This window comes from Sulfitobacter sp. UBA1132, from assembly GCF_002311545.1.
Lineage (GTDB): Bacteria > Pseudomonadota > Alphaproteobacteria > Rhodobacterales > Rhodobacteraceae > Sulfitobacter > Sulfitobacter pontiacus.
Window position 1 is genome coordinate 61,722 of record NZ_DCAN01000015.1, and the last position, 22,978, is coordinate 84,699.

Here is a 22,978-nt window from a genome sequence, read left to right on the forward strand (position 1 = left end):
ATTCCGCAGCGCAACAGAGGACGACTGAGACACGTCAGCGGCACGGCCCGCAACGATGACCCCAGTGCAACTACAAAAGAGCCTCCTATGACCGATATTGCGATGACCATCCCAGACCTTCACGCGGCCTACGCGCGCGGTGTGTCTCCTGAACAAATCATCGCACAGGTCTATACCCGACTGCGTGAAGTAGACGACCCATGCATCTTTCTATCCATGGCAAGCGAGGCTGACGCCCAAGCGGCGGCGGCGGGTCTTGGCCCATACGACCCTGCCAAACCGCTTTGGGGTGTCCCTTTTGCGGTGAAAGACAACATCGATGTCGCGGGGTACGAGACAACCGCCGCATGCCCTGCCTATGCCTATACCCCCACGCAAGACGCCTTCGTCGTCGCCAAACTGCGCGAGGCGGGGGCAATTTTCATCGGGAAAACCAACCTTGACCAATTTGCGACAGGGCTTGTGGGCGTCCGCACCCCTTATGGCGCGCCGCGCAATTCTATCGATCCTGAAATTGTGCCCGGTGGGTCCTCAGGCGGCTCGGGCGTGGCAGTAGGCCATGGTATTGTCGCCTTCTCGCTTGGCACCGATACCGCAGGGTCCGGGCGGGTGCCAGCAGCGCTGAACAATATTGTGGGCCTGAAACCAACCCTCGGTGCCTTATCTGCAACTGGTGTCGTGCCCGCGTGCCGGTCGGTCGAGACGGTCTCGATCTTCGCACTTACCGTCGCCGACGCCTATACGGCTTTCACTGTCGCCTGCGCCTATGATGCCGCCGATGCCTATGCACGACACATCTCGGCCCCTCCCCTCGCTGCGCCAAAATCCGCCCCTGTGATCGGCATCCCCAGTCGTGACAGCATCCGCTTTTCGGGTGACGCCGTCCAAGAGGCTTCGTTCACCGCAGCGGTGGACCTGCTACGCGGCCAAGGTGCCGAGATACGAGAGATTGATTTCACGCCGCTCTATGATGTGGCGGATATGCTTTATGAAGGGGCGTGGGTCGCGGAGCGGTATACCGTCATCGAGGATCTCTTGTACAAAGACCCAGAGGCGATCCTGCCTGTCACGCGCCAGGTCATTTGCAAGGCGGAAGCACTTTCTGCCGCAGATGCGTTTCGCGGCATGTACCGCCTGAAAGAGCTGTCGCGCATTGCTGAAACTCCAATGGATGGCTTGGATATGCTCTGCGTGCCAACCATTCCGACCTTCCACACTGTCGCCGAGCTAGAAGCTGACCCCATCGGACCGAACTCGAACTTCGGCACCTATACGAACTTCGTCAACCTGCTGGATATGTGCGGTATCGCCGTGCCCGTGCCGGCGCGCAGTGATGGCCGCCCGGGCAGCGTCACATTACTAGCAGCCGCGGGCAAAGATGCGGATATCGCCGCCTCAGGTCTTGCACTAGAGGCGGCGGGACAACGCAAATTAGGCGCTACGGGTTGGCCGTTCAACGGAACGCCCACATTTGAAACTGCGACGACCGACGGTCTGATCCTCGCGGTCTGCGGTGCCCATATGCACGGGCTGCCGTTGAACCATCAATTGACCCAGCGGGGCGCGACCTATCACGGCGCAGCGACGACCACCGACAGCTATCGTTTCTACGCGCTCGCCGACGACCCTCCTGCAAGGCCGGGCTTGGTGAAAGGCACCCCCGGATCAGGTGCTTCCATTGCGGTAGAACTGTGGTCCCTGCCCTTTGAAAAGGTTGGCGGCTTTCTGGACGTCATTCCCGCCCCTCTTGGTATCGGCACTGTCGATCTGTCCGACGGGCGGCAGGTAAAAGGGTTCATTTGTGAAGCCGAAGCCGTTGCGGAAAGCACAGAAATCACTCAGATCGGCGATTGGCGAAATTATCTAGCGCAGCTGTGAGGTACGTAGCGCCCCATCTCTAAGGTGGCTTCGTATCTTCGGTTTCCCCGCTGTTCGGAATCGACGAGGGTTCATCTCTGGTAGTCGCAATTGCTCCCCATACCCTAACAACTTGGCAGAAGGCTTGAACTTTCCTTGCATATAAACACGCCACCAACTCTCATACTTCAGGTTCGATGCAGCTAAGTGTCATCGAGCGATTTAAAGTTGCCCCTATGCGGTTGCGCTGACGCACCGATTAAACGCGCTCGATAACGCAGCCAGTTTTTCGGCCTGCCATAAAAGATAAGCGTCGCGCAGTGTCGTTGACAGCCAGCACGCCCCGCGTCGCCTTTCGTTTTCCCAGCCGATACCGCCGACCTGCTGTGCCTTTATCAGTATGCGCGAAATATGAGCGCCAGATACGTGGTAGCGTGCGGCCAAACCCGCTGTCGACACGGTGCCGAGCCAGAACCGGCCATCTCCATCCGGCTCGTTGGATTGGGTGGACAGCACCATTTCATGCAAGATGCTGCTGCCGGAGACGCTATTGGTAAAGCAGTTGACCATTGCCGGCGGATTGTACCACGCAGGGTTCAAACAAATTTTGCGGGCGAAAGCGGGTTGAAGCTTATGCAAAAGCGTCGGGGTCCGGTTAAAGAGTGCACTACGCCCGCCCCCATCAACCATATCGAGCGCGCGAAGGTGGATGTCGATGTAGACAAACATAAGCTTTTCGCTTTTTGCGGAGACTTCAGTCGCATGCTGACGCAAAGTCCCGGTTTTTGGCGGTTCTGTCAGCTTAATTCGCAAAAGTTCTCGCAAGAAGGACTGCACAGTATTGCGACTGGCGATCCCCGTGCCAGCCAGTTCGGTCAGAAGCTTTTTCGGCGTTAAGGGCGGCGCAGCCGGGTCAATCTTGCGTTCGAAATGCAAGGCAATCGCCATATGGATCAAGATCCAGTGCCGTATATCGGCGAGGTAATGCACAACCTCTGGAGCAACGGCGTGGACCTTCAACAGATCGCTTGCCTCTCCCTTCAGCGCCTCCCAGAACATCGGGCGCGCAATTAGCTGTGCTGCGTCATAAGAAGGTGCGGTATCGGCAGTCTGGATCATGATCTATCTAGTTTCGCTTTTCAGAGGGGCGCACAACAGCATCGACCGCGCCGCTCTCAACTCATATCTGGGCTAAAAATTTTTGCCCATTGTGAACAAACGAACAACTTATAAACATCTCGTCTGAAAACATTTTCTTCAGAAGGTGCTCCCATGCATATCCAATCAGCGTTCCGCCCACTGCTTTGCGCAGGGTTATGCGCGGTGCTGCCGTACACCCAGGCACAAGCTAAGGAACCCGCGCTACATGTGACCGCCGCATCAACGTATTACGACAATAGATCAACAGCGCTTGATCTCGTCCAGTCTTACTACAACGCAATCGGCACGGGGCAGCTGGCACGCGCTTTCAGTTACACCCTTAGAGGCACTCCCGAAAAAGATGCGAACCAGCTTGCCGCTGATTACAATGCGTTTCGCAACAAATTTCAGGATATCCGCAGCATTAAACTGCGCTTCGAACTGGGATTCACCAGCGCTGGTGTCGGTACAGAGGTCTCGGCGGTGCCAGTCGTTGTAGAGATGGAAACCAATGAGGGTGCGACCATCGTCAGATCGAGTTGTCACTACGTCGTCCGGCTTTCCCCCGACGCCCAAGACTATGCCCCTTTCGATCCGATCAGAATAGATGCCAGTTTCGACGAGCCCGTGGAAGGGGGTTTTGACGCGACTGCCCTGCCCGATTGCCGGTTCTGATCCACTTGCCCCAACCCTGAATGCTCCACTTGGAATAGGAACCACCCTTTGAATACGCTTCTGATTATTATTACCGTAGTTGCGATTGCTGGTGTCTTGGTAATCTCTTTGTACAACGCGCTTGTGCGCGCCCGTCAGCGCGTTCGAGAGGGGTGGTCCGGTATCGATGTACAGTTGAAACGACGCGCAGATCTGATCCCCAACCTGATCGAAACCGTAAAAGGATACGCCGCGCACGAACGCGCCACCTTTGACGAGATCGTTGCAGCCCGTAATTCGGCGGCCACCCTGAACCCTTCTGATGTGCAAAAACGTGCACGCGCGGAAAACTTGGTGGGGCAGGCCATCGGAAAGCTGTTTGCCCTGGCCGAAGCCTATCCGGACTTAAAGGCAAGCAATAACTTCCGCGATCTGGCAGCTAACCTTGATACTGTCGAGAGTGAGATCCAAATGGCCCGACGCTACTACAATGGCGCGGCGCGAGATCTGAATATCAAGGTCGAAAGCTTCCCCTCCAATCTGGTCGCCAAAAGCTTCGGCTTCGAACAAAGTGCTTTCTTCGAGATCGAAGAGCCCGCGGATCGCAGACTCCCAACGGTTGGATTTTAACGCTGTGACCAAACACATCGCGCGCGTCCTTGCCGCTGTATTACTTTCTATCTGGGCCTACGGGGCGCACGCTGGCGACGTGATCCGATCTTTCAACGCCGATATCCTCGTGCGGGAGGATGGTGTGCTTGATGTGACCGAAACGATCAAAGTGAATGCCGATGGAACAGATATCCAGCACGGGATTTATCGCGACTTCCCGCAATATGTCACTACGCCGGACGGCACGCGATACAAGGTAAGCTTCGAGATCCTTTCGGTCACACGCAACGGGGAAAATGAACCATGGGAGGCAACTGACACCGATCTGGGCACCAAGATTCGCATCGGTGATCAGTTTCAGCTCGTTTCGACCGGCAACCACATCTACCAGATCCGCTATTTGACCGACCGACAGATTATCTTCGGAGACGCGAGCGACAGATTGCGCTGGAACGTCACTGGCGACGAGTGGAGTTTCCCGATCCTGAGTGCATCTGCGCACGTCATCCTTTTGAGCGGCGCACAGCCTTTTGAACCGATAGCCTTTACCGGTTCCCGCGGCAGCAAGTTGGACGATGCGGTCGCGACAGTATCCGGGCGCGGTGCCACGTTTGAGACCACCCACGCTCTTGATCCATTCGAAGGGCTGACGATCATGGTACAGCTCCCCAAGGGCGCTGTTGCACCTCCAACCACCGCGCAACTGTCAGACTGGTGGTGGCGGGACAATCTGGGATGGGTCGTCTTGATCTACGGCTTTGCGGCCGTTTTTGCTTATATGATGTTTATGTGGGTTTGGTTCGGGCGCGACCCCAAGGCAGGGACAATCGTCCCACGGTGGGATCTACCAATGGGAATTTCGCCAGCATTGATGAGCTATATCGTTGATGGAACCTTGCGGGATGAAGGGAAAACGGCGCTTACTGCCACGGTTCTGGATCTCGCTGTGAAGGGCTACGTTGTTCTGGACGGCCTTGATCATCTGGTCACCATCAGGCGGACTGACTTGCCCATATCAGACGGGCTGCCTGCCGGTCATATCGCTATTCTGGACATGCTTCATGCGCATGAAGGTGAGATGTCCCTGGCCTCACTACACGAAGATGATATCGAAGCAGTTTTGCTCAACTTCAAAATTGGCGTCGAGGCTGAAAACGACGGGCGCTTTTACCGTCAAAACAAAATTCTGTTCTATCTGGGCATTATCATATCGGGTGCGGCTGCCTTTGCCTGGCTCGTGGCTATTGATCTTAATGAGTCGGCCATGAAGCTCGTATTCTTCTTCAGTCTCGCGCCCCTATTCCTTAACGCAGGCATCTGGAAGCTGCTGAAATCGCGCAGGAATCCGTACTCTTGGATGAAGCGGCTCCTGAATTTTTTGGGATTGGCCATCTTTGCGGGCATGTGGGTCTTCGGAGCGCTATTGTTTTGCGCCATGCTCTACGAAGACACAGGAATGAATATCGCGTTTCAGGCTTTGTTGGTCGTCTGGGGTGGCGTGACGTTCAACCAGATCTTCCTTGTGCTGATCGGATCAACCACACGTGCAGGGGCAATGATAAGGGATCACATCACGGGGCTGCGCCTCTATCTCACGGTAGGAGAGATGGACCGCATGAACATCCGCGACGCACCGGAATTATCGCCAGCGCATTTCGAGACCCTACTGCCAAGCGCGATCGCTCTCGGTATCGAAAAACCTTGGCGCGCGGCGTTCAAAGCTCATTTAATATCAGGCCAGTCACTCACAGGACCCAGTTATGCACCAAGCTGGTTTGTGGGCGATGATGACGACGCAATCAGCGGACTATCACGTTTCGCAGAGTCTGTTGCTGCATCGCTCCATAGCGGTGCAGACGATAGCAACAGTTCTGCCGGATCGGGCGGCGGCGGAGGTGGCGGTGGAGGTTGGTAGCCCCTGCGAAATCCCGTTAGGGTCAAGGCCTTGCAGGGTCGACGCCCTGCGCGGACGGGCAGAGCTGCAATACCATACTCACAATCGTAGCCGTCAAGTTTCAGAGATGTTATTCCAACCGGCACCGGGTTTTGCGTATTGAGCGATCTTGAACTTGCCAAGCTGGGATGCGTGCACTTCGTCGGGACCATCTGCAAGGCGGATAAATCGTTGTGTGGCGAGGATTTCTGCCAAGGGCACGTCATCGCTCACCCCCATGCCGCCGAAGATCTGAATCGCGCGATCCGCCACGGTTTGTGCCATTTGCGGGGCTACGACTTTGATCGCGCCGATCAAATCCTTGGCGTTCCTGGCCCCATGACGGTCAATCGCATCCGCCGCTTTCAACGTGAGCAGGCGCGCCTGTTTGATGTCGCAATAGCTCTTTGCGATTTCCATCCGAATGCTGGAACGATCCGCAAGCATCCGGCCAAAGGTCTTGCGCTCTGTCACGCGCTGACACATCAGTTCCAAGGCACGCTGCGCCGATCCGATGGAGCGCATGCAGTGATGAATGCGGCCAGGCCCAAGGCGGCCCTGTGCGATTTCAAAGCCCCGCCCCTCGCCAAGAATGATGTTCTCTTTGGGGATGCGCACATCCTTCAGATACACTTCGCAATGCCCGCCGGGCGAATGGACATCGCCGAATACTGTCTGGGCGCGGATCACCTCAACACCCGGCGCGTCACGCGGAATGATAACAGTTGATTGCTGCGTGTGGCGCGGGTTTTCCGGATTGGTCTGGCCCATCAGCAGCAGGACCTTGCAGCGCGGGTCCATGACGCCTGAAATCCACCATTTCTTGCCGTTGATGACATAATCGTTGCCGTCACTGCGGATTTCAGTGCGGACATTCGTCGCATCGGAGCAGGCATGATCGGGTTCGGTCATCAGATATGCAGACCGAATTTCCCCCGCGAGCAACGGCAGCAGCCATTCCTTTTTCTGGGCGGCGGTGCCGAACTTGGCAAAGACTTCCATATTGCCGGTGTCAGGTGCGGAGCAGTTGAAGACTTCGGCAGACCACATATTTCGGCCCATGATCTCTGCCAGCGGCGCATACTCCAGGTTTGTCAGGCCGGGGCTGTATTCGCCATATTCCTCGGGCAGGAACAGGTTCCAAAGGCCAGCCGCCTTGGCCCTTTCCTTGAGAGGTTCCAAGCCGGGCCAAGGCTTCCAGCGGTTGGCCGGATCGGCGTTCCATGCATGGACCTCGCGATCCACGGGAAGGATGTTGGCATCGACAAAGGCTTGCAGCTTGTCGATCAGGTTTTGTGTTTTTTCGGTGTAATCAAAGAACATGATTTGGGCGTCCTAAATTGTTCTGGATCGCTTGTTACAGCGTGAGACCGCCATCAGCGATGAGAGTGTGGCCCTGCACATAGGAGGCGAGCGGCGAGGCAAGGAACATGGCGGCACCGGCCATTTCTTCCGGCGTGCCCAAGCGGCGCACCGGGATTGCGCGCAAAGAGGCTTCCGCGCGCTCCTTGTTCTGTGTGGTAACGGCAGTCAGCTTGGTTGGTACCAGTCCGGGGGCCAGACCGTTCACCCTGATCCCGTCACGCGCCCAAGACTGGCCGAGCGTTTTGGTAAGGCTGATTGCGGCAGCCTTGGAAGCGGCATAGGCGGGGTTGCCGATATTCGCCTGCAAGCCAGAGACCGAACTGACAATCACGATGGCGCCTTTGGCCGCGCTGAGCATGGGCTTGAACTTGGTCGCCGTATGCATGACCGAGTTGATGTTGATATCCATCACCTCGTCCCATCCTTTCTTGGCATATTCCGCCTGCTTGTACCGGACAAAGCCCTGAGACTGGACGAGCACATCCAGACTGTCGAAGGGCGGCGCATAAGCGTTTAACTCGTCGAAGTCCGCCACATTGACCTGCGCATAATGCAGCCCTTCCAGATCAGAGCCTTCTTGGCCCGCGTAATCCTCTGCCGTGGCGCGCGTGCCCCAGACATGCACCTCTGCCCCACGCGCGCTAAAGCCGCGGGCAATGCCGTTGCCGATCCCGCTGGAACCGCCGACGACCAGCACCCGCTTTCCCGAAAAGTCCAAATCATTCATAACAGTTTCCTTCTCAGTTCTTCGCGATCAATCGGTGGGCGCGATTGAACAGTGAAATCGTCATCGCATGCAGGTGATCGCCGGTTTCCTTTGGTGCCTTGCCAGCGCTTGCGCGAGCATGGGTCCCCTCCAGAAGTGTCCCCAGCTTGAAACAGGCGAGCACACCATACCAGGCGACCGCATCCAGACTGCGTGTCGAATGCCTGTCGTAATGTGCGATGAGTTCATTGAGGCTCGGGAAACCATCCCAGGGTTCGATATCGCCCACCACGGGCGTATGTTCATCAGCCCAAGTGGCCATGACCCAGCCAAGGTCGATCAAGGGATCGCCAATCGTGGCCAGCTCCCAATCGACAAAGGCGACGAGTTCGGGACTGTCAGGGGCAAAAATCGTGTTTGCCAAATGGCAGTCACCATGAAAAATTCCGCTCGTAAAATCTTGCGGGAGATTATCCTCAAGCCAAGAGACAATCCTTTCGACATCGGGCAGTTCTTGGAAGCCAGTCCATTCGTCGAAAGCGGCGTAGCCTTCCAGCTGGCTCATCCACCGGCCTGTCTGCCGTTGCAGAAACCCGTCGGGCTTGCCAAATCCTTCCAAGCCTACCGCCTTGTAGTCAACCGCCCCGAGTGCGGCCATCCCTTCGATATAGGAATACCCCATGCGCGCGCGGATCGCCGGGTCGCTGGCGTGAAGCTGCGGCAATCCGTTTGCAGGATTAAAGCCCTCAACCGGAGCCATAAGATAAAAGCAGGCACCAAGCACGGCTTCATCGTCACAACCTGCGATGAACCTGGGGTGCGGCACGTCAGTCGCGCTGAGCGCTTCCAGAATACGCGCCTCGCGCTTCATCGTCTCATTGGAATTCTTGCGCAGATGAAGCGGCGGCCTGCGCAGCACGAACTCTCTGTCGCCCCGGTCAAAGCGCAGCAAGATGTTCTGCGTCCCGCCTGCAAGAAGCTGCAGATTGCTCAGCGGGCCGCGTTCCAACCCGATATCGTCCATCCACGCTGTGAGCGCCTGCAGGTCGACCGGGATCGTTTCTGTGTTTGCTTGATTCATCATAATTCATTTGTATTAATCATTTGAATTATTGCAACCCATAATTTTCTGTGCTCTAGAGGATCGTGATATGACCAGACTGTCTTCAAAGGTGCCCAGCCCATCGGTTGAACGGCTCAAGGGCGAGGCACAGCGCCTCTTTGCCAATCGGGGCATTGATGGCGTTACAGTGCGTGACATCGCCAAAGCTGCTGGCCAAAAGAACCCCGCCGCTGTTGGCTATCACTTCGGCTCGAAGGAGGCGCTGATCCGCGAACTAATCGTGGACGGTGCAAAGGTTATCGATGCACGCCGAAACGCCCAGCTTGATGCTCTGGAAGCAGACGACGGCTCCACGCGGATTTCGCAGATCGCGGATATTCTTATCTATCCTTCTGTCAACTTAGCAGCAGATGGCGAAACGGACACATACAACCGCTTTCTCCACATGCTCACCATGTCCCACAGGACCCTGTTCGATGACGCCCTAGAGGGCCGCTGGAACTCAGGCTATCAGCGTTGCCTGGAACATCTGCGTATGTTGATGCCGTCGCAAAGCCGGACCATACAAAATCAGCGATTTATATTTCTGGAATCCTATCTAGGCGGAGTGCTCAGCGCGCGTGAGACAAGGCTGGGTGACACGAGCCGCGCCCACGCCACTTGGAGCGATGCATCAACGCTGGCGCATTTCGCCGCCACAGTCACATGGATGCTTGAGATGGAGTGATCCTTGCAAGCAATGTAGATAGCATGGCACGGGTTTTCCGACCCGAGTGCGTTGACACGTATCAAAGATGTCAAAGCGCACGAAGTCCCCGCCACCGAAAGTGCCAGAGACATATAGCGGTCAGGTTCGAGATGTCTCGCTAAGATTGGGTGCTGGCCATCAGCCCCCTAATGGAGTTCTCGTCAGCCGCGCTCGATCACTTCCAAACCACGTCTCGCGAAACATCTGGCAAGATGTACGGGGTCCGCGCCGCCCGCGCCCGCGGCATTGCCCGCACGCACGCGGTCGGCGATGCCCACCCAGATGACAGAAAACCGGAACAACGCGAAAGCCTTGTGAAACGAGGTCAGCGGTGGCAGGTCGGGGCAGTGTGACATGTAGCGCTCAACGAATGCCTCTTCGGTCGGCAGGTTTTCTGCCGCGAGGTCCAGCCCTAGGAGTCCGCCGTATTCTTCGGGTGCCGTGTGCCAGGCCATGCAGCAATAGCCAAGATCGGCAAGCGGATGCCCCAGCGTAGAAAGCTCCCAATCCAGAATGGCTTCCACACGCGGTTCGGTCGGATGAAAAATGACGTTCCCCATCCGGTAGTCCCCGTGAGCGAGGCTCACCCGTCCGTCATCCTGCGGTTGATGTTCGACAAGCCAGGCCGACAATTCATCCAGCTCCGGGATCGGGTCGCTCTGGCTTTCTTCCCACTGTCGTGACCAGCGCGCGATTTGCCGGGCAAAGTAATTTCCCGGTTTGCCAAAATCCTCCAGCCCTACCGCTTCGGGGCGGACGTTGTGCATTGCGGCCATCGCGTCGGCCAAACCCATCCACAAGGCATGGCGTTCTTTTTTGTCTGCCGCCGCCAAAGCACCATCCGCAAAAACCCGCCCTTCGATCCGCTCCATCAGATAAAACGGGGTGCCCAAAAGATCAGGGTCCGCATGATACAGGATCGGGCGCGCCACCGGGACGCCTTGGGGGTGCAGCGCCTCGAGCACGCGGTACTCGCGATCAATGGCATGGGCCCCCCGCAAAATCGGGCCGCCCGGTTGTTTGCGCAAGACCAGCCGTACGTCCCCGCGGGTGACAAAATACGTCGGGTTCGATTGCCCGCCCGCAATCCGCTCGATCGTGACCGGCGCCTTGCCTCCGAAAGTTTCAGCAAGGAAATCGGCAAGCGCTTCCGGCTCGAAATCCATTGCACCCTTTGTTACCGTATCCATACGCGCCCCCATATCCCAAAATCCCGTCGTTCTGTCTTTATGCTACCGGCAATGCGGTCGAATTGGCCAATCCACAGATATGCCATCACGGCACCGGTTTGGGCTTTTGATGTAGATCGAATTCTATTCGTTGTTCTTTACGCCCATGTCGCCAGCTCAGAACACCATATACCCGCCGTCTATGATGAAATCCTGAGCGGTATGCCATGCGCTGGCATCGCTCATGATATAAGCCGCAATCGCGCTGAAGTCCGACCCCTGCCCCAGACGCCTTGCAGGAATTCTGGGCAGCACCTTGTCGGCGAACGCCTGCGAGGCAAAGCTTTCGTCCGTCAGCGGTGTTTCGACAAACCCCGGCAGAATGCTGTGGGCGGTCACACCGTATCGGGCGTACTCCACCGCCAGCGATCGGATCATCGAGATCAATGCGCCCTTGGCAGCCGCATAATGCTGATTGCGGGGCATGCCGTTCAAGGCACCGATACTGGAGGTGCCGACCAAACGTCCGAACCTGTCACCGCCTTCGGCCCGCTCCCGCATATGAGCTGCCGCCGCGCGGAGGACATAATAGGCACCATTAAGGTTGATATCGATCATTTGCTGCCAATGCGCATCCTCGGATTGGTCAAAGCCCGAACTAGGCGTGGAAAATCCGGCATTGGCAAAGCAGCCATCGACGCGACCATGGTCGTTCAGAATGGCGGCGAATGTGTCATTCACGGCCTCTGAACTGGTCACATCGCAGATATATGCGCTGACCTTTGTGCCATGGGTCGACAGGTTTTCTAACGCTTGAGCGTTCTTGTCAGCACTTCTGCCCCAAATGGCAATATCGCAGCCGCATTTGGCAAGCCCCTCGGCCATGCCCAGACCAATTCCGCTGTTGCCGCCGGTGATCAAGGCGGTTTTTCCTGTCAGATCAAACATGTGCAGCCTCCATGCGGCAAGAGTTTCCCGCCGCGATGTTCATTCGGACTTCGGAGCCTCACGCAGCGCTCGGCGGATCGCAGCAGTGTCCCCGCCCATTGCCTTCGGCGTATTGATCCCTGTCGGTTTGCTGCGCGAGAAACGTGGCGCAGGAGCGGCCTGCAAAACGCCATCCACTTCGACCAGCGTTTGACGCGCGGCCATATGAGGATGGTTTACCGCATCATCCATGCTCAGCACGGGGGCCACGCAGGCATCGGTGCCACTAAAGATGCCGGACCACTCTGCCTGTGTCTTGCTTGCGAAAGCCTGTGCGTAAAGCTCGGCACGCTCGCCCCAAGTGGCAGGGTCGTTTTGATCCACGCTATGCTCGGCGGGCAGCCCGGCTTTCTCCAGCAGCAGGGCAAAAAACTGAGGCTCTAGCGGGCCGACGGACATGAACAGATCGTCCTTGGTCCGGTAGCAGCGATAGAAAGGCGCACCCCCGTCCAGCAGGTTGGACGCGCGGTTTTCGCTCCACGCGCCGCGCGCTTTGAAGGTGTGGAAAAGCCCCATCATCGCGCTTACGCCATCAACCATTGCCGCATCGACCACCTGACCTTTGCCGGATGTCTGCCGCTCGAACACGGCGGCAAGGATGCCAAGCAGCAGGAACATCGTGCCCCCGCCATAGTCCGCGACCAGATTCAACGGCGGCGGCGGCGGGTTATCAACCGTGCCCATTGCAGCCAAAGCACCCGTCAGGCCCAGGTAATTGATGTCATGACCCGCCGATTGGCTCAGCGGACCGTCCTGCCCCCAGCCCGTGATCCGGCCAAAAATCACCGTCTCGTCAAGGTCATCTGGCCCGAGCCCCAACCGTTCCATCACGCCGGGCCGGAAACCTTCGATGACGATACCAGCCCGATTGATCAGCGCCTGCGCGGTACTGCGCCCCTCTTCAGACTTCAGATCCAAAAAGACGGACCGCTTGCCGCGCCGGTTCACATCGGTTTTGTCAGCTGGCGCTTCGGCGCGGTCGATGACGATCACATCCGCGCCCAGATCGGCCAGCAACTGCCCCGCCAAAGGGCCGGGACCGATCCCGGCCATTTCGATGACTTCCAGGCCTTTCAGTGGTCCCGACATAACTAACCCTCAGCCTTTTTGACGATCATCCAGCCCAAGGCCGCGACCGATGATTTCACGCATGATCTCGGACGTGCCAGCATAGATACGGCTGATCCGCGCATCGACATAAAGCCGAGAGATTTCATACTCTTCCATATATCCAGCACCGCCATGCAACTGCAGGCAGGCATCAATGATTTCGCCTTCGATCTCCGATGTGAACAACTTGGCCTGCGCCGCCATTTCCGCAGTGCATTCCCCATCTATATGGGCCATCGCACAGTGATCGAGGTAGGCCCAGCCGACATCGAGTTTGGTGCGCGCATCAGCCATGACAAAGCGGCTGTTCTGGAAGGTTCCGACCGGTTTTCCGAAGGCCTTGCGCTCTTTGATGAACTCCATCGTGATCTCGAACGCACGTTCCGCACGGGCGAGATAGCCGTCCGCCCCCACCAGCCGCTCTTCGGCCAGATTGGTCATCATCAATTTGAAACCATCTGTACCATCGCCAACCAGATCCGATGCGGGCACTTTGACGTTATCAAAGAACAGCTCGGACGTATCCTGCGCTTGCAGCCCCATCTTCTTGAGGTTCTGACCCTTGGAGAAGCCTTCTGCCCCTTCTTGAACCCAGAACAGCCCGATAGAGCGCGGATTATCGGGGTCCGTTTTCGCGGCGATCAGGTAGAGGCCAGCAATCTGACCGTTTGAGATGTAGGTTTTTGACCCGTTGATGACCCAATGGTTCCCCTGCCTTTCGGCGCGGGTTTTGATCGCCGCAAGATCCGAGCCGCATCCCGGTTCGGTCATGCCGATCGCAAGAATGGTGTCCCCCGAAACAATCCCCGGCATGTACCGGTCGCGCTGATCGTCAGTGCCGAACTTTTGCAGATAGGGCGCCACGATACGGTTGTGCAGCGTGATGAAGAAAGAGCTTTCCACCTTGCCCAGTTCTTCGTTGAGAACCATGTCAAAGCGGAAATCATCAAGGCCCATGCCGCCGTATTTTTCATCGGCAAACATCGCCAGAAAGCCGTTTTCGCCTGCGGATTTCCAAGCTTCCTTGCTAACGTGTTTGTTCTGACGCCAGCTTTCGGCATGGGGGGCAACTTCGGCCGCGATCCATTTGCGAACGCTGTCACGAAACATGTCGTGCTCTTCTTCAAAAATACGTCTTTTGATCATGGGACATCCCTCGTTGCTTTGATGGGTCTGGGCATCGGTGGCACAAACGGCTTAGCTATTTGTCCAGTTCGGCGCGCGTTTTTCGACAAAGGCTTTGACGCCCTCTTTACCGTCGTTGGATTTTAGCACGACGTCAAATTCAGCCGTGTTGCCCGCGAAGGCTTCGGGCAGACGCTCGATATCTTCTTCAAGGGCGTTGAGCACCCGCTTTGACGCCCTGACGGCAGTCGGCGATACCATCGTGATTTCCTTCGCGATTTCACGTGCGATATCCATCGCCGTTTCACCTTCACCTGCAACGCGGTTAATGATGCCTAGGTCACAGGCACGTTCGGCTGTAATCGCACGGCCTGTCAGGATCAGCTCCATCGCGGCTTTACGACCGATCTGGCGCGTGAGGCGTTGGACGCCACCCGCCGCTGCGAACAGGCCAACCTTCACCTCGGGCAGCGCGAATTTCGCATGGGCATCCGCCACGGCAATATCGGATGCCAGAACGATCTCGCATCCACCGCCCATTGCCACGCCATTCACCGCCGCGATAACCGGCTTTTCCCGGCCCCAGCGATCAGTGAGACCGCCAAAGCCGCTGCTGGCGGGTTCAATATTCTGCCCTTCGCTTGTGGCTTTCAGATCGTTGCCCGAGCAAAAAGCTTTGTCCCCGGCCCCGGTGATGATGGCGACCCACAGATCCGGGTCCTGCTCGTATCCATCAAAGATATAGTGCAATTCCTGATGCGCCCCGCCGTGGAGGGCGTTGTAGCGATCCGCGCGATCGATCGTAATTTCAAGGATATGGCCGTCACGTTTGACCGAGATATAGTCGAAATCGCGCGCCCAGATATCCTTGGCATCTTTGGTTTTTACGTCAGTCATTCCATTCTCCATTTTCCCGCGGCGCAGTCAGGTTCCCACGTCGACTTTTGCAGTGCCGTGATGTGGCAGGAGGGACCGCCCCCTCCCCCAACGTCACAGCGGCCAATCAGCGCGGTGCCATCCTGATAGCACCATCCAAGCGAATGTCTTCGCCGTTCAGGTAGGGATTGCGCACCATTTCGAGAGCCAGAGAGGCATATTCTTCCGGCTTACCAAGGCGAGCAGGGTTGGGCACCATCGCCCCCAAGGATTGCCGGACGTTTTCGGGCAGGCTCATCAAAAGCGGCGTCTCGAAAAGACCGGGCAGGATTGTGTTGACGCGAATATGCTCGGCCGAAAGGTCACGGGCGATTGGCAAGGTCATACCAACAATCGCGGCTTTCGACGCCGAATATGCGACTTGGCCGACCTGACCGTCCTCTGCCGCAACGGAAGCGGTCGAGATGATCGCGCCACGCTCACCGTCCTCTGGGTCGAGGGTCATCATACCCGCGGCGGCCTTGACGGTACAGATAAAGGTACCGATCTGGTTCACCTCGATAACCTTGCGATATTCGGCAATGGGGAACTGGGAAATCCCGCCGGTCTTGCGATCCCGACCAGCGGTCTTGATCGCGTTGCCGATGCCCGCGCAATTAACGAGAATACGTTCCTGCCCGTTTGCCGCGCGCGCCTTTTCAAAGCCAGCGTCGACGCTGGCTTCGTCCGCCACGTTCACCTTGCAAAACACGCCGCCCAATTCAGATGCAATTGCTTCGCCCGCTTCCTCGTTCAGGTCAAACAATGCCACCTTCACGCCATGTGAAGCCAACGCACGCGCTGTGGCAAGCCCCAGACCGGAGGCGCCCCCAGTGATGACTGCCGAGATTGAGTTATCAAGTTTCATTCGCGTTCTCCGTAATTTATCTCAAAGGGCGTTGATGCTATGACCGCCATCCACGGTTATGGTCGCGCCGGTCATGTAGCTGTTCTGTTTGGCCGCCAGCATGAGCAATGGAAGATTCAACTCCTCCATAGCCCCAAACCTGCGTTGCGGAATGCGCGCAGCCATGCGGTCCCCCGCTTCGGATCCCAGAAAATCCGCATTCAACTCTGTCTGGAAATAGCCCGGTGCCAATGCATTGACTCGAATGCCGTCACGCGCGACCTCAATCGCAAGCGATTTGGTCATATGAATAACACCGGCCTTAGTTACCGCATACGCCCCTGATTTGAGCGCAGTGCGCGATGCTGTAATTGACGCAATGTTAACGATGGCCCCGGCTGTCTTCTCTTTGCGAAACATCGCGACAGCCTGTTTGGACACACGCCAGACCCCGCTCAGGTTGACATCTATCAACTGCTGCCACTCGTCTTCATCCATATCGGCAAGCCAAGAATTCTGACCGATACCCGAATTGTTAATAACGATGTCACAGGGTGGCATATCCGCAAACGCCGCCTGAACCGCTTCGGGGGAGCCCACATCCATTTGAACAACCTGGACATCGCGCCCCATCGCACGCAATGGCGCTGCGACCTCCTCCAGCTTGTCTGTGCGTCGTGCTGCAAGAACCAGATCAGCCCCTTGCGCCGCAAGAACAGAAGCGAAATGTGCGCCCAGGCCGCTAGATGCTCCTGTGACGAGCGCTCTGCTTTGGCTCAAGTCGATACTTAAGGGTGGGGTCATTCTAGGTCTCTTCTTGGGGTCGTCTCGTTTCGAGGGAGCCAAAATTTGCAGAGGGCGATCATGACCAGCCCTCTGCACGGATAAAGGCTTACACCCGCTCGATGATGATTGCGGGGGCCATGCCACCGGCCGCACACATCGTGATCAGGCCATACCGACCACCAGAACGCTCTAGTTCATCCAAGGCAGTACCGATCAGAATGGAACCGGTCGCACCGATGGGGTGACCGAGCGCCATCGCGCCGCCGTTGATGTTCACCTTGGAACGGTCGAGCTTGAGATCCCGAATGAACTTTTCCGCAACCACGGCAAAGGCTTCGTTGATTTCATAAACGTCAATATCGTCAGTGGTCAGACCCGCTTTCTCCAGAACCTTGCGCGCTGCCGGAACAGGCGCGTTCAACATCAACGTTGGATCGTCGCCAATGTTCGCCGTCGCCACGATGCGCGCGCGCGGCTTCATGCCTGTCTTTTTCACATAGCCTTCGGACGCCAGCAAAAGCGCCGCCGCGCCATCCACAACGCCAGAGGAATTCCCCGCATGGTGAATGTGCTGCATTTTGCCCTTCAACTCAGGATAGCGGGCATAGATCATGTCACCGTAGGTTGTCCCCTTGTCGTCAATCGGGAACTCCATGAACTTGTCGAAAACCGTGTTGAGGGTTGAGAGAGAGTCAAGCGTGGTGCCGGGACGCGGGAATTCTTCCTTGTCCAACACCAGTTCGCCGGTCTCGGGGTCGCGCACTGGTACGATAGAACCGTCGAAACGCCCTTCGGCGATGGCTTTGGCGGCGCGTTCTTGGCTCGTCACGGCCAGCTGATCTGCTGCAGCGCGATCAATGCCTTCAATCGTCGCGATGGCGTCTGCACTGCAGCCCTGCTGGGTCTGCGGGTGCTTTGCGCGCAGGCTCAGGTTGCCCGCGTCCATCATAAAGGGTTTCTTCGGGTCAGCGATCTGCCCGGTATAGCTCATCATCTCGGTACCGCCCGCGATGACGACATCCTCCATCCCTGACATGATCTGGGCTGCAGCCAGCGAAACCGTGGTGATCCCGGAGCCGCAGAAACGGTCAAGCGTGACGCCTGACGCTTTGACGTCATAGCCCGCATCCAGCGCCGCCATGCGACCAAGGTCGCCGCCCTGCTTGTCTTTTTGCGTACTCGTACCCCAAATAATGTCATCCACATCAGCTGTGTTCAGACCGTTGCGATCCCGCAGCGCGGCTAGGACAGTGGCCCCCAAGTGTTGAGGATGCAGGTGCGCGAGCGCGCCCTTCCCGACCTTCCCAACACCGCGAGGGGTGCGGCAAGCGTCAATGATATATGCTTCAGCCATTGAGGGTTTCCTTCTTTAAAGTTCAGCTGGCGCGCCGCCTGCCGTTTGCTTCGCTGTCCAGTTCACCGCCGCCTAAAGCGACAGTTAAATTCATTCACTGCAGGCATCTCACCACAACGTTACTTAGTCAAGTAGTTAATTAAATTAACTACGCGAATAGTCCGGTAGTTATAGCGCCGCCTCGTCCACAAAGTGAGGCGACACAATAAGTGTTGCGAGGGAACTCGGTGCGTCTCACTTCATGATTTCGGGCAAGAACAATGTGATCTCAGGCCAGATTGCCAGCACCGCCAGCACCAGCAGATCCATAAGGATAAACCACATCACGCCACGGAAAATTTGGGTTGTTGTGGCGATGTTCCCGACGACACCCTTGATGACAAAAATGTTCATCCCGATTGGGGGCGTCACCATGCCGATTTCCAACAGTTTGGTGAGCACAATCCCGAACCAAAGCAGTGACCAATCGGCGTCCTGCACGATTGGCAGGACAATCGGCATCGTCAGCAGCATCGCGCCAATCGGCTCAAGAAACATACCAAGAATGAGATAGACCAGTATGATGCCAAAGAGGATCATGGCCGGATTGGCGGATAATCCGATGATGGAGTCTGACAGGTAATCTCCGGCACCTGACAGGGTCAGAAATCTTGTTAGCAATGTCGCGCCAACGCCGATGACGATCAAGGCGGCAGTCGTGATCATCGTTTCCTCAACGGCAAGCCGGAAGCGACGCCAATCCAGTGTCCTGCGGGCCAGCCCCACCAGACATGAAAGGAACGCGCCAATCGCGCCAGCCTCTGTCGGAGTGAAAGCACCAGAGAAAAGCCCGCCAAAAATCCCGATCATGACCACGACAATCGGCCAGGTATCCTTGAGCGCCGAAAGACGCTCTGCCCATGAGGCGCGAACCCCTACGGGTGCCATAGCCGGATTAATTTTGACACGAACCAGAATGACCACGCAGTAACCGATCGCCGAGATCACCCCCGCTGTGATGCCGCCCAGAAACAACTGCGGCACTGATACCTGTGCGATGACACCATACAAAATCAAGATGATCGAGGGCGGAATCAAGGCTCCGATGGTGCCCGCGACGGCAACTGTGCCTGTCGCAAGTTCCGCATTGTAGCGCGCGCGCATCATCTCGGGCACGGCAATACGCCCCATTGCCGCGGCGCAAGCAACCGACGACCCGCATACTGCCGCAAAGCCTGCGGAACCAAAGACCGCCGCAATGGCAAGCCCACCGGGGAGCGCAGACGTCCATACCCTTGCGGCCCTGAACATCCCTTGGGTCAGCTCAGCATGATAACAGATAAATCCAAGAAGTAAGAACATGGGAACCGAGCTAAGTACCCAGTTTGCGGAAAACTGATAGGGCATGACCGCAAGCGCGCCCCAGGCAACCCGCCAGCCCAAAAGAACATAAAGCCCGCCGAAGCTTACCCCGATCAAAGCAACGCCGATAGGAACGCGCAAGGCGATCAGGACAAACAAAAGCCCCAAGCCACTGAGACCAATACCGATATCATCCATTTGCAAGCTCCTCCGCTGGCAATTCGCCATTCATGTCAGAACCAAAAGTAGATTGTGCGCCTCTGGCAATTGCCTGCGCACGCCAAAGCGCGGTTATAGCCATCAATCCGCAGCCCAAAGGCAGCGCAAAATAGCTGGGCCAGACAGGGATGGTCAGCGACCCTTGCTGGATTGCCGCGCTGATTTCCATTTTGTGAATGGCTTCTATCCAGGTTCGAACTGTGACGAACCCGAAAACAATCGCAGCCAGAAACGCGGCCATCGCGGCCAGCCCGCTTTGAACATTGCGCGGCATCAGCTCGGTGAAGACTTCGACAGACACATGGGCATCGCGCGATTCAGCCACTGCCAGCGAACAAAAGCCAAGTATCACCATGTAATAATGGGAAACGATGGTGATCGTACCTCTGATCGGCGAATTAAAAACAAACCGTAAAATTACATCGGTCGTAATGTGCAACATCATGAGTGTTACGCAGATGATGCCGACCAGTCCCATTACCGAGACCAACGGTTCAAGCAAGCGTTGAAAAAGCTTCATTCGAGCCTCACTTGTCTGTGGGATGAAGATTGCTGCACCGTCGGAAAACAACGTACCGTCGGTGCAGCAGATCGCTTACTGTCCGTAGGTCGATACATCGACCTTCGACAGTACTTCGGTCCAGTAAAGATCGGACAGTGCATCAGCATCCTGCACGTCTTCCACCAAACCAACCCATTTGGTCATGAGCTCACGCACCTTCGAAACACTTTCTTCACCGCCCGTAACGCCACGCTCGGCGTAGATGTCAACGACGTTCGAGATGTCTTCGTTGATCCACTCGACGCTTTGCGTGCGCAGACTTGCTTCTGCCTCGTGGAAAGTGATCCCCTGTTCCTTGGCCTTGGCAATGTTGTCTCGTGCCTCACCATAATAGGCCCAGTTCATTTCCGCCGCCACGACGGCAGACCCTTTCAACATCGCGGTTCTGCCTGCGTCATCAAGGCCAGCCCATGTATCGGCATTCACATTGGTAAGACCTGATACAAAGGAAGACCCCGGCAGGTTTGTCGTGATGTCTGTCGCCACATCAATAAAGCTGAAGTTCGTCAGCTCCGAAGCTGATGATGCAGTACAGTCAATGACGCCCTGGTTCAGCGCCTCGAAAGTCTCGTTGATCGAAATGGAGACGGGCGTGGCCCCCATCGCTTCGATCCAGCGGCTCCAGAAGGCACCTGGTGTGCGGATACGAGCACCCTTCAGATCCTCGGCCGAAACGACCGGTTTTGTGCACTGCAGCATGTAGGGGGGTGTCCCCGCACCCGCTGTGTAAACGTGGTTCTGGGCCGCAAACTCGCTCAAGCAGTCGCCACAATTGAACATGACGTATTCCATGATCGCGCCGGTGAAAGCAAAGGCCATCCGATCAGGGTCGCCTTCCACCACTTCACTAAAGCTCGCCAGCTCGGTCACGAAGTTTGTGTTGGGGAACTCGGATAGGAAATACGGTGTCAAAACAGTTGTTATGTCGGCAATCCCGTCACGCACACCCGATGTCGACTCCAGAAAGTTAAGCAAAGATAGTGGGAAAACCTTTACCGTGACGTCGCCGCCAGATGCCTCTTCTACGGCATCAGCATAGGTCTCGATCGCCTCTGTCGGCAGCGCGCCCGGGGGCCAGCCAATCGCATAGCGTAAATCGCGTGCCTCGGCCGATGTCGAGAATGTGCCCACTGATGCCGCTGCAAGAACCAAAGCAGACCCGCTGCTTTTGAACAACTTAGAAAACTTCATTTAACTTCTCCCTTTGATTTTCAGTAAGTCGTCGGGTTTCCCCCGACTTGTTGGTGACTGTCTGTGCTCCGAAGCCACGCAGCGGAGCGGTCATTCGGCTGAGATACTCCACGAACCGCAGCCAGAATTTAGCTTAAAGCGCTTCGACGATGGTGACGTTCGCCAGCCCGCCGCCCTCGCACATGGTCTGCAACCCGTAGCGTTTTCCGCGGGCGCGCAATCCATGCACCAATGTCGCCATCAGCTTGGCGCCCGAAGCGCCCAATGGGTGACCCAGCGAAATGGCCCCGCCGTTGACGTTCAAACGATCAGGGTCGGCACCTGTGTGCTTGAGCCAAGCAAGAGGGATCGAGGCAAAGGCTTCGTTAACCTCGTAAAGATCAATCTCGTCGATCGTCATGCCTGCGCGGGCCAAGGCGCGATCGGTGGCGAAAAGCGGCTCTTCGAGCATGATCACCGGATCCCCACCCGTTACCGTCATGGACCTGATCCGTGCGAGGGGGGTCAGCCCGTGGGCCTTGACCGCCGCGGCACTGGCAATCAAAACCGCCGAGGCACCGTCGCAAATCTGGCTGGCGTTGCCGGCGGTGATCACGCCGCCCTCTTTCAGCGTCTTCACGCCGGCCAGCGCCTCCATCGAGGCGTCGGCACGGATGCCTTCGTCTGTCCGGTGCATTTCGCCATTCTCGAGCTCAAGGGGCACGATCTCTTGGTCGAATGCACCTGCTTCGGTCGCCTTTGCCGCGCGCTGATGGCTCAGCAAAGCAAAGGCATCAAGATCCTCGCGGCTGAAGTTATGCTTGCGTGCAATCGCTTCGGCGCCGGAAAACTGGCTAAAGGCCACGCCGGGATATGTGGCGTCCAGCCCCGGCGACTTGGCCGAGCCGGGCTCGAAGTTTCGCGTGAAGACGCCTGTGGTCCCCATCGGTACCCGCGACATGGATTCAACGCCCGCAGCAATCATCAGGTCCTGAGTCCCGGACATGACGGCCTGCGCCGCAAACTGGATCGACTGCTGGGAAGAGCCGCATTGACGGTCAATCGACACCGCCGGTACGCTTTCGGGCAGGGACGAGGCCAGCACGGCATTGCGACCGATATGCAAACCTTGTTCGCCACTTTGGCCGACGCAGCCCATGATGACATCCTCAATGGCAGCGGGATCGATGCCGGTATTCTGCACCGTGGCATCCAAAACGCGCGCGGCCAGATCGACGGGGTGCCACCCGGACACCTTGCCGCCACGACGGCCACCAGGGGTGCGCAATGCAGAACAGATATAAGCTTCGGTCAT

21 protein-coding genes are annotated in these 22,978 nt (G+C 57.1%); 5 read left to right on the forward strand and 16 right to left on the reverse strand.

Features of this window, described 5'->3' with window-relative positions:
• The first annotated feature begins 87 nt into the window (after window positions 1-87).
• Window positions 88-1,878: an allophanate hydrolase gene (atzF, locus tag B4F27_RS11865; RefSeq protein WP_286759759.1), complete on the forward strand. Its 1,791-nt coding sequence runs from the start codon at window positions 88-90 to the stop codon at window positions 1,876-1,878.
• Window positions 1,879-2,091: 213 nt separating this feature from the next.
• Here the strand turns inward: atzF and B4F27_RS11870 are convergent, their stop codons facing one another.
• Window positions 2,092-2,976: a hypothetical protein gene (locus B4F27_RS11870; RefSeq protein ID WP_286759760.1), complete on the reverse strand. Its 885-nt coding sequence runs from the start codon at window positions 2,974-2,976 to the stop codon at window positions 2,092-2,094.
• Between the two features lie 153 nt (window positions 2,977-3,129).
• Between B4F27_RS11870 and B4F27_RS11875 the strand changes: the two genes are divergently transcribed.
• From B4F27_RS11875 to B4F27_RS11885, 3 genes are read left to right on the forward strand one after another with little or no spacing between them, the layout of a single operon-like run.
• On the forward strand, window positions 3,130-3,672 hold the full coding sequence (locus B4F27_RS11875; protein ID WP_286759761.1) for a hypothetical protein: 543 nt from the start codon (window positions 3,130-3,132) through the stop codon (window positions 3,670-3,672).
• Window positions 3,673-3,720: 48 nt separating this feature from the next.
• Complete coding sequence (locus tag B4F27_RS11880; RefSeq protein WP_286759762.1) at window positions 3,721-4,281, forward strand: LemA family protein; 561 nt, start codon at window positions 3,721-3,723, stop codon at window positions 4,279-4,281.
• 4 nt (window positions 4,282-4,285) lie between these two features.
• Window positions 4,286-6,178, forward strand: a complete 1,893-nt coding sequence (locus tag B4F27_RS11885) for a DUF2207 domain-containing protein (protein WP_286759763.1) — start codon at window positions 4,286-4,288, stop codon at window positions 6,176-6,178.
• A 93-nt stretch (window positions 6,179-6,271) separates the two neighbouring features.
• Here B4F27_RS11885 and B4F27_RS11890 read toward each other — a convergent pair whose 3' ends face one another.
• Genes B4F27_RS11890 through B4F27_RS11900 form a run of 3 tightly spaced genes read right to left on the reverse strand, consistent with a single transcriptional unit; the run spans window position 6,272 to window position 9,351 of the window.
• Window positions 6,272-7,519: an acyl-CoA dehydrogenase family protein gene (locus tag B4F27_RS11890; protein WP_286759764.1), complete on the reverse strand. Its 1,248-nt coding sequence runs from the start codon at window positions 7,517-7,519 to the stop codon at window positions 6,272-6,274.
• 34 nt (window positions 7,520-7,553) lie between these two features.
• Entirely contained in the window at window positions 7,554-8,288 is a 735-nt protein-coding gene (locus B4F27_RS11895; RefSeq protein WP_286759765.1) for an SDR family NAD(P)-dependent oxidoreductase, read from the reverse strand.
• Between the two features lie 13 nt (window positions 8,289-8,301).
• Complete coding sequence (locus tag B4F27_RS11900; protein ID WP_349676284.1) at window positions 8,302-9,351, reverse strand: phosphotransferase family protein; 1,050 nt, start codon at window positions 9,349-9,351, stop codon at window positions 8,302-8,304.
• 67 nt (window positions 9,352-9,418) lie between these two features.
• Between B4F27_RS11900 and B4F27_RS11905 the strand changes: the two genes are divergently transcribed.
• Window positions 9,419-10,057, forward strand: a complete 639-nt coding sequence (locus B4F27_RS11905) for a TetR/AcrR family transcriptional regulator (RefSeq protein ID WP_286759767.1) — start codon at window positions 9,419-9,421, stop codon at window positions 10,055-10,057.
• Window positions 10,058-10,239: 182 nt separating this feature from the next.
• Here B4F27_RS11905 and B4F27_RS11910 read toward each other — a convergent pair whose 3' ends face one another.
• The 12 genes from B4F27_RS11910 to B4F27_RS11965 form a co-directional block, all read right to left on the reverse strand.
• On the reverse strand, window positions 10,240-11,268 hold the full coding sequence (locus B4F27_RS11910; protein ID WP_286759768.1) for a phosphotransferase family protein: 1,029 nt from the start codon (window positions 11,266-11,268) through the stop codon (window positions 10,240-10,242).
• Window positions 11,269-11,424: 156 nt separating this feature from the next.
• The gene (locus B4F27_RS11915; protein WP_286759769.1) at window positions 11,425-12,195 is read right to left on the reverse strand and encodes an SDR family NAD(P)-dependent oxidoreductase; all 771 of its coding nucleotides are present in this window, start codon (window positions 12,193-12,195) and stop codon (window positions 11,425-11,427) included.
• A gap of 39 nt (window positions 12,196-12,234) precedes the next feature.
• Window positions 12,235-13,323 carry a CaiB/BaiF CoA transferase family protein gene (locus B4F27_RS11920; RefSeq protein WP_286759770.1) on the reverse strand — a complete coding sequence of 363 codons (1,089 nt, stop codon included), beginning with the start codon at window positions 13,321-13,323 and terminating at the stop codon, window positions 12,235-12,237.
• Window positions 13,324-13,332: 9 nt separating this feature from the next.
• Window positions 13,333-14,490 (reverse strand): acyl-CoA dehydrogenase family protein, encoded by a 1,158-nt coding sequence (locus tag B4F27_RS11925; RefSeq protein ID WP_286759771.1) that lies wholly within the window; start codon window positions 14,488-14,490, stop codon window positions 13,333-13,335.
• A 51-nt stretch (window positions 14,491-14,541) separates the two neighbouring features.
• Entirely contained in the window at window positions 14,542-15,366 is an 825-nt protein-coding gene (locus B4F27_RS11930; RefSeq protein WP_286759772.1) for an enoyl-CoA hydratase-related protein, read from the reverse strand.
• Between the two features lie 106 nt (window positions 15,367-15,472).
• Window positions 15,473-16,252 carry an SDR family NAD(P)-dependent oxidoreductase gene (locus B4F27_RS11935; RefSeq protein ID WP_243251967.1) on the reverse strand — a complete coding sequence of 260 codons (780 nt, stop codon included), beginning with the start codon at window positions 16,250-16,252 and terminating at the stop codon, window positions 15,473-15,475.
• A gap of 21 nt (window positions 16,253-16,273) precedes the next feature.
• Window positions 16,274-17,035, reverse strand: a complete 762-nt coding sequence (locus tag B4F27_RS11940; protein ID WP_286759773.1) for an SDR family NAD(P)-dependent oxidoreductase — start codon at window positions 17,033-17,035, stop codon at window positions 16,274-16,276.
• Between the two features lie 88 nt (window positions 17,036-17,123).
• On the reverse strand, window positions 17,124-18,371 hold the full coding sequence (locus B4F27_RS11945; RefSeq protein WP_286759774.1) for an acetyl-CoA C-acetyltransferase: 1,248 nt from the start codon (window positions 18,369-18,371) through the stop codon (window positions 17,124-17,126).
• Window positions 18,372-18,605: 234 nt separating this feature from the next.
• A complete protein-coding gene (locus tag B4F27_RS11950) occupies window positions 18,606-19,910 on the reverse strand; it encodes a TRAP transporter large permease (RefSeq protein WP_074637526.1) in 1,305 nt (434 codons plus the stop codon).
• Window positions 19,903-20,451 carry a TRAP transporter small permease gene (locus B4F27_RS11955; RefSeq protein WP_286759775.1) on the reverse strand — a complete coding sequence of 183 codons (549 nt, stop codon included), beginning with the start codon at window positions 20,449-20,451 and terminating at the stop codon, window positions 19,903-19,905. Before B4F27_RS11955 ends, B4F27_RS11950 begins: the two co-directional genes overlap by 8 nt.
• Before the next feature lie 75 nt (window positions 20,452-20,526).
• Complete coding sequence (locus B4F27_RS11960; protein WP_074637531.1) at window positions 20,527-21,684, reverse strand: C4-dicarboxylate TRAP transporter substrate-binding protein; 1,158 nt, start codon at window positions 21,682-21,684, stop codon at window positions 20,527-20,529.
• A gap of 133 nt (window positions 21,685-21,817) precedes the next feature.
• Entirely contained in the window at window positions 21,818-22,978 is a 1,161-nt protein-coding gene (locus B4F27_RS11965) for an acetyl-CoA C-acetyltransferase (protein WP_286759776.1), read from the reverse strand.